This is a genomic window from Okeania sp. SIO2C2 (assembly GCF_010692625.1).
Taxonomy (GTDB): Bacteria; Cyanobacteriota; Cyanobacteriia; order Cyanobacteriales; family Microcoleaceae; genus Okeania; species Okeania hirsuta.
The window spans coordinates 21389-28706 of the sequence record NZ_JAAHGM010000079.1; the positions used below are offsets into that span (position 1 = coordinate 21389).

Annotated in this window: 4 protein-coding genes; 3 read left to right on the plus strand and 1 reads right to left on the minus strand. The window is 34.4% G+C overall.

The features are described 5' to 3' along the window. Positions 1-15: 15 nt before the first annotated feature. A complete protein-coding gene (gene mnmA, locus F6K18_RS32090; protein WP_287526998.1) occupies positions 16-1122 on the minus strand; it encodes a tRNA 2-thiouridine(34) synthase MnmA in 1107 nt (368 codons plus the stop codon). Positions 1123-1677: 555 nt separating this feature from the next. Here mnmA and F6K18_RS32095 point away from each other — a divergent pair. The 3 genes from F6K18_RS32095 to F6K18_RS32105 all read left to right on the plus strand — a co-directional run bounded on the left by F6K18_RS32095 (position 1678) and on the right by F6K18_RS32105 (position 6649). Next, positions 1678-2529, plus strand: coding sequence for a hypothetical protein (locus F6K18_RS32095; RefSeq protein WP_287526993.1), 852 nt, complete (start codon positions 1678-1680; stop codon positions 2527-2529). Between the two features lie 908 nt (positions 2530-3437). Next, positions 3438-4976: an NAD(P)H-hydrate dehydratase gene (locus tag F6K18_RS32100; protein WP_287526994.1), complete on the plus strand. Its 1539-nt coding sequence runs from the start codon at positions 3438-3440 to the stop codon at positions 4974-4976. A 740-nt stretch (positions 4977-5716) separates the two neighbouring features. Next, entirely contained in the window at positions 5717-6649 is a 933-nt protein-coding gene (locus F6K18_RS32105; protein ID WP_287526996.1) for a spermidine synthase, read from the plus strand. Positions 6650-7318 lie beyond the last annotated feature (669 nt).

Genomic DNA, 7318 nt, shown 5'->3' on the forward strand with positions numbered 1-7318 from the left:
TCCGTTATCACTCAATTATTTTATTGTTGAATCCTCCTTTTCAATTATCCCTCCACCTAACAAAATATCTCCCTCATACCAAACAGCAGCTTGCCCAGGAGTTATGCCAAAAACTGCCTCTTCAAACATTAACTTAACTCGAAAACCATCCTCTGGTTTCTCCTCATTAATACCCAAAGGAATAATATTTGCTGCTACAGGTAAACTACGATATCTCACTTGCACCTCCCCTCGTATAGGTATAGTCGGTGGAACAATAGAAACCCAATTAACCAACTTCACCGTGGACTCCATTTTTGACGCACTGTGGCGATCGCCCACTATTACTCGATTCATCACTGGGTCTAAATCAATTACATATAGAGGATGAGGGGCTGAAACTCCTAAACCTTTTCTTTGACCAATTGTATAATGATGGACACCATCATGGAGTCCTAACACCCGCCCCTCTTGGTCAACTATTTCACCTTGATGGGGAGTAATATATTTATCCAAAAATGCCCGCATCGAACCGCTAGCTTCCACTAGACATAAATCCTGACTTTCAGGTTTATCAGCAGTTTTCAAACCATATTCTGCTGCAATCCGTCGGGTTTCACTTTTCACCATCTTTCCTAGAGGAAATACGGAACCAGCTAATAAGTCCTGTGTTAAATCGTACAGAAAATAAGACTGGTCTTTGTTACGGTCAATAGCACGTTTTAATTGATAGCGATCGCTTTCTGAATCATAATCAATTCGTGCATAGTGGCCCGTGGCAATTTTGTCAATACCTAATTTTTCACGGCCATAAGCCAACATCGGGCCAAATTTCACAGCTTTATTACATTGAGAACAAGGTAGTGGAGTAATTCCAGCACTGTATCCTGTTACTAAATAATCAACAATATTTGCTTGAAATAAATCGCGACTATCCACAATATGATGGGGAATACCTAATTGTTCACAAATATGAGCGGCATCGACCATTCCTTCGGAACAACATTGACCTTTTCCTTTCATTAACCAAAGAGTTAAACCCTCAACTTGATATCCTTGATGATGTAGTATAGCTGCGGTTGTGGAACTATCAACTCCACCAGAAAGACCGACTATAATTTTATTCATTGAATTTAAGTTTATAAAATCAAAACTATATGTATTTATCTTGATTATAGATTTTTTGAAGAAGGAACAGGGAAGAAGGGAAAAATATTACTTTGTCTGAGTTTGAAATTCTCGATCTTTGTTAACCTTTCTTTCGACTGCTATATATGAGACTGCGCAGAATTATCAAATTTATTAAGAAGAAGGAAGAAGGAACAGGGAAGAAGGGAAAAATATTACTTTGTCTGAGTTTGAAATTCTCGATCTTTTCTAACCTTTCTTTCGACTGCTATATATGAGACTGCGCAGAATTATCAAATTTATTAATTTGTCTATCTTAATCTCAAGTCAACTCCGATCAAAATATTATTCTATGCAATTTCTTATGAATTTGACGTTTGAAAAAGGAAGAAAAAATGGATGGGGACTCAAACTCCAACCAATTGTCAACACCGTGTAGACGGTGGGGTATTAAACCAAAAATAAAAAGATAATTTAGAATTGCTATATATAATCTCACTTTGTTTTGTCTATGTAACAAACTATGTTTTATCGCCTGCTAAAAATAATCATTTATTTGCTCGACTCACCATGCTAAACCAATTATTTTTAATATTAGAATACAGAATTTCAAAAATCTCATTATTATCAACAATTATATTAGGAGGATTTTTAGCTATAAATCACCAAACTATCGCCCAAGGAAAAGTTATTAAAACTCAAATTTCACCCACCCATCAAAGGCAAAGCAAAACCACAAATTTTAGTTCCAATAGTAATACAAAAAAAAATGCACTATTAATAACAGAAAATTCCAGCTTTCCAAGTTCTCTTGAAGCATTACCTTCATCAACAGTAAGACCATCAATTCGACAACAAGAACCAATATTTAACCCCATCGAAGTAAATCCATTTCCCAATTTACGATATGTTGTCTATATTGAATCAGATAGTGCGTTGTTGTTAGGAATTATTCGGCGAAAAATCGAACCAAGAGCAGTATTGCGCTCTTTTGCAGGCAGCACTGTAATTCAAGTAGGAAGTTTTTCTCAGTTATTTTTCGCTTTAGATTTGTTAGATTATTTGGAAGAAAGAGGAATTAATGCCCAACTAGAAAAACTTGATTCAAATGAAGCTTTTGGTGAACCTGTAAAACCTGCAATTTTAGCAGCTAGTGTATATCCTCCAGTTAAACGTTCAATTGCTTATGGACTAAGTAATAGTAAATCTTATTATTTATTAATTCCTAGTAAGTCAACAAATTTAGCTTTAATTACATATAAATTGCGATTATTAGGAATTCCCGACCAAGGTATTCAAGTGACAGAAATTCCCGAAAATGTAGCTATAGGACCTTTTGAAAAGGAAGAAATAGCAGAAAAGTGGCAACGCTATTTATTAGATTCTGGGTTTGTTAATGTGGTTATTTACTTTGGTCGTTAAAAGTAAGTAATTTCAGTTATCAGTTATCAGTTATCAGTTATCAGTACCTCCTGTAATAAGGAGGCTTGAAATCTGGAATATTCTCTTTTTTTATCCCCTTAAAATGGTAGGGTATTGACCAAAAAAATTCGGGAAGATATAGCAAAAATGCGTGATATTTGGTCTTATACAAATTATCATCTATGAATGCTACAAAAAAGAAAGCTCAAATTTTTCACCTAAGCTATTGAGAATTTAAACTATATATATAACTTTTTTGTCAAAGAGAACGGAAAACAGAAAACATATACAATTAAGGCTTTTAAGTAAACAAATTATGTCCTAACCTACCTTGGTAATGCGATAAAATCTAAATTTTTCTTAGCTTAAAATTAGCTACTTATAGCAGTCACTATTACTGTATTTGACATATCAAAAGCTGAAAATTCAGACAACATCAGATTTTTCTTTGTTGCTTTTTGCTTGTTCCTTCTTCCTTCTGCTATATCTCTATCATTATTTCTGTTTTTTCTTCTTCCAACTTCAGTTCTTCCTTACCGAATAATTAATCATTAATCATTATTAATTAAATAATTCAGCTAATTCCGCCTCCCCTTTCAAGGGGAAAATAAAGAAATAATATTTCCTTATATTCAATTCCGTAACGGTTAAAACCCGAGGTAATTATCTATTATCCATTATCCATTATCCATTATCCATTAATGAACTTTCCTTTTTCTAGTGAATTAAATTAGAATAATAGAGCAGTAAAAATGCGTCTTAGCTTAGAAGTAGCGGATAAGATTGGAGAATCTACTTATCTCTATCATTATTTTTGTTTTTTTTCTTCCAACTTCAGTTATTCCCTCTTTCTTAGCTTTACTTTTTTCTAGTGAAGAGAATTAAATTAGAATAATAAATCAGCAAAAATGAACAATACTAAAGAAAAGTTTGTAGTTACTGCTGCACAAATGCGACAAATAGAAGAACGAATATTTGTTGCCGGAATGCCAGTAGCAGCATTAATGGAAAAAGTTGCAGGATTAGTAACACGAAGAATCGTAAAATTATTCAATCGTAATATTAGTAAAATTGGTATATTAGTAGGTCCTGGTCATAATGGCGGAGATGCTTTAGTCATAGCCAGAGAATTATATTTCCAAGGTTATGAAATAATAGTTTACTGTCCGATGCAAAAACTTAAAGAATTAACAAATACTCATAGTAAGTATCTCCAATCTTTAGGAGTTAATTTTGTTGATAATATTTACCCGGTCAAAAATTGTGACTTGCTCATAGACGGTTTATTTGGCTTTGGTTTAGAACGAGAAATTACCGGAGATTTAGCTACAGCTATAAATGAAATTAATAGTTGGAAAAAACAGATATTTAGTATCGACTTACCTTCTGGAATTCATACAGATACAGGAGAAGTTTTAGGAACAGCAATTTCTGCTAACCACACATTTTGTTTAGGTCTGTGGAAACAAGCATTTTTACAAGACCAAGCATTAGAATATATAGGTACATCCGAACTAATAGATTTTGATATTCCTCTGACAGATATTACAGAAATTTTAGGAGAATTTCCCACTATTGAAAGAATCACAAAAACATCTGCCACAGCAAATTTTCCCTTACCTCTTTCTCCCACAACCTATAAATATAAAAACGGTAATTTATTATTAATTGTAGGTTCCCATCGTTATAGTGGAGCAGCAATTTTAACAGGATTAGGAGCTAGAGCAACAGGTGTAGGAATGTTATCAATTGCCGTACCAGAATCAATTAAACCTATACTAAATAATCACTTACCAGAAGCACTAATTATTGGTTGTCCTGAAACAGAAACCGGAACAATAAAACAATTACCAAAAGATATAGATTTAAGTAAATTTGAAGCGATCGCCTGCGGACCTGGTTTAACCACAGAACCTAAATCTATAATAGAAGCAATATTATCAGTAAATTCTCCGATAGTTCTAGATGCTGATGCTTTAAATATTTGTGATAATTTAGAAAAAAATTATTTAGTCAGTCAACGCCAAGCACCAACAATTATTACACCCCACCCAGGAGAATTTAAACGTCTATTTCCTCACCTAGAAAATCAACTCAATAATCGGATATTAGCAGCTCAAAAAGTAACTAAAAACAGTAACCTGATTTTAGTTTTCAAAGGAGCAAAAACAATTATTGCCAATAGTCAAAAAATATTGATTAATCCAGAAAGCACTCCCGCATTAGCAAGAGGAGGTAGTGGAGATGTATTAACAGGATTAGTTGGAGGTTTATTAGCTATTACTTCAGCTAAAACTCCACCACTCGAAGCTGTCAAAACAGCAGTTTGGTGGCACGCTCAAGCAGCAGTATTAGCAGCAAAAAAACGAACCGAGTTAGGAGTAGATGCTTTTACCTTAACTCAGTATTTAATCCCCGCACTAGAAAAAATATATAGCAATTCCTAAGAAGCGTGAACTACAAAATTCGTTGGTTTTAGGGAATAGGGAGTAGTAATTCGGGCAACAGGGAATAGCGGTGCGACCCCGTGAGGTGCGCAGACGCACCTAGTAGCGCACTCCTGCGAGAAAAGAAGAAATGTCATTGCACCTCAGTAACTTGAGAAATGCTATAACCTTTCTTAGTTTGATAAGAAACCAAAATCTGGAAACTGAAATACCTCCTTATTTATGCCTCAAAATTCTATCAGCACTTATTAACTAGGCAGGCATAAAAATATATATAAAACTGGGATATGGTGTTAAGTATTGAGGAGTCAAAATAATCCTTTTTCTCTTTTAAATTAACAAAAAATATCCGGCCTCAATTTTTATCTTTATCAAGAGATAAAAAAGAAAATCCTGAATCTTCAAAGCTTCCCTATTCCAGGAGTTACTGATAACTGATAACTGAATAGACAATTACTAGGTCTTTATTCCCTCGTTTAATTGTTCTATAATTAATTTAAACTATAGTTTTTTTATATGAGATTTAAATGTAGGTTAAGGTTTTTTATAATAAAAAAAGCGCGGTTATTGATTGCTTTATCTCCTTATATTTGCTAATATTTAATGCTGTTCTCCCTTCTTTACTATTCCCTCCAGACCTTTTTCATAACACTTGGTTTCCACATCCCACATAAAAACGCTATACCTACTTTAAGTCTAAAAATGCTATAATTAAATATTTATTCGGAGGAAAACCATCAATGGCAGGTGCTAAACTTAATACAAACTTATGGTTCGCTGAACAAATTACACCTTGGGATATTTATAAACATGGCATCGATCGAGTGCTGGTTTATCAAAAAACTAAATATCAGGAAATGCATATTGTTGAAGGTATTTATGGCAAAGCTTTAATACTAGATAATAAGTGGCAGTCTTGCACCGAAGAAGAATTTCTCTACCATGAATGCTTAGTGCATCCAGCAATGATTTTTCATGAGTCCCCACGCAAAGTCTTAGTACTTGGAGGTGCAGAAGGAGCAACATTACGAGAAGTATTACGCTGGAAAACTGTAGAAAAATTAGTTATGGTTGATATAGATGGGGAAGTAGTAGATGCCTGCAAAAAGTATTTGCCAGAAATGCACCAAAATTCTTTTGAAGACCCTCGGGTAGAACTAATTATTGATGATGCTCAGAATTTTTTAAACTCTTCTTCAGAAACTTGGGACGTGATTATTTCCGATCTGACAGACCCTATTGAGTCTGGTCCATCTTTTCCCTTATTTACTCAGGAATACTTTCAAAAAATTCGCCAAATTTTATCTCCTGATGGAGTTTTTATTATACAAGGAGGCTCAATTTCTCCTGCCGAAATGTATCTTCATGTCCGTGTGGTTAAAACTTTACAGACTGTGTTTAATTATGCTTATTCTGTAGAACCTTATTCTACCAGTTATGGATGCCCACTAGGATTTGTTGTTGCTTCTGAGCAAGAATTTTCCTTGATACCAAACCCAGAAGTAGTAGACCGTTTGTTGGCAGAAAAAACTATCGGTGGTTTAAAAGTTATGGATGGTATTTCTTTGTTAGGAATGTTGCAAATACCTTTGAATGTACGACAGGCGATCGCTACAGAAACTCAGATATATACTTTGAAATCTCCACCAAAATTTCTTCAGATTTCAGGTTGAAAACTAACAAGAAAATTACTACTCAATCAAGCAGTTGTAAATAATTTCATAAATTAAATTTTATCAGATAAAGCCGTTGGTAGAAAAACATACAGGAGTCAGAATGAATAGCTTCTGTAGGATTTCTTAAGTCGGAACTTCTACCAATTTGAAAAAAGAATGTGTTCAAATAATAAGTGCGATAAAAAGATTTTGTAGGAAATGTCCCTTTGACGAAAAAGAGAATTTACGACCGTTCAAACTGGTATTGAAGCAATTATCGTGTGACTCGGTCCGACTGAGTTACCCTCCTGGGAGGGGGAGGGGCGAGGGGTGGGTTGACTCCTAAGAAATAGCCTAACTATTTGTAGCAAACATTTATCAAATTGGTATTATCTATCTTTTTAGTCAAAGAGATATCTACTTTGACTACTCCCCGGACTCAAGTCACGGGGATTCTAAGTAGATACTACGCAACACGGATTTATCGGTGTTGCTCCATCTATTCTGAGCTGACCAAAGATATACTCTTTGGGGACAAGTCAAAGTGCCCCTACACAGTTGGCTTAAGTTTAACCTTAGCTTTCTGCTTACTTTTGTGATTATATTTGCAGCCGCGTTACAGTCTGCATTAATTAACCAATTATTACTACTTCTATACAAACCACGCTTTATTCTTTTTCCTGACGG